Annotated in this window: 1 protein-coding gene; it reads right to left on the bottom strand. The window is 75.5% G+C overall.

Annotated elements, in window-relative coordinates:
- The coding region (locus tag C5B96_RS16985; protein WP_104246534.1) for a sulfate/molybdate ABC transporter ATP-binding protein at positions 1-809 on the bottom strand (809 nt) is incomplete at its 3' end.
- Positions 810-927: the final 118 nt, after the last annotated feature.

Raw genomic sequence — 927 nt, 5'->3', positions numbered from 1 at the left:
GGGAGGAGGAGGCCGTCGGGGGTGCGGGTGCCGGGGAGCACGGTGAGGCCGGCGATGCTGGCGGTGAAGGGGTCGCGCGGATGCTCGAGCACGCTGCGGGTGGGGCCGTCGTCGACGATGCGTCCGCCGTCGAGCACGAGCACGCGGTCGGCGAGGGTGTAGGCGTCGAGGGGGTCGTGGGTGACGATGATCGCGGTGCGGTCGGCGAGCACGCGGCGGAGCGTACGGCGGAGCGCGGGGGCGACGGTGATGTCGAGCGCCGCCATCGGCTCGTCGAGCAGGAGGAGGCGCGGGTCGGCGGCGAGGGCGCGGGCGACCGCGATGCGCTGGGCCTGCCCGCCGGAGAGTTCGGCCGGGCGGCGGGACTCGAACGCGGCGGCGTCCACCTCGGCGAGCCAGCGCCGGGCTCTGCGGAGGGCTTCGCGGCGGGGGACTCCGGCGCTCGTGGGGCCGAAGCCGACGTTCTGCAGCACACTGAGGTGGGGGAAGAGCAGGGGTTCCTGGGCGAGCAGGGCGACGTTGCGTGCGTGCGGCGGCTTCCAGGTGCGACGCGTGCTGCGGGCGTCGGCAACAGCGCCGGCGCTGCTGCCGGCAACAGCGCCGCTGCCTGCACCGGCGGCGGCGAATAGCACGTCTCCGTCGAGCTCGGCCCGGCCCGCGTCGGGAGCGAGCAGCCCCGCGAGGAGGGCGAGCAGGGTCGACTTTCCGGCGCCGTTGGGGCCGAGCACCGCGAGCGTCTGCCCTGCTTCGAGATCGAACGACACGTCGAACGCGCGGCTGGCCACGGTGGCCGAGAAGGTCAGGGTCACGAGAGCGAGCCCGCGCCCGCATCCGCGCCAAGGCCAGACCGAGACTGAGGCCGAGACCGCGAGCGAGTCCGGTCGCCTGACCGCAAGCCAGACCCCAGGCCCGACCGCGCCCCCACCC

This window comes from Subtercola sp. Z020 (assembly GCF_002931235.1).
In the GTDB taxonomy this organism is placed as follows: Bacteria; Actinomycetota; Actinomycetes; order Actinomycetales; family Microbacteriaceae; genus Subtercola.
This window is presented reverse-complemented; position numbering and strand designations above follow the sequence as displayed.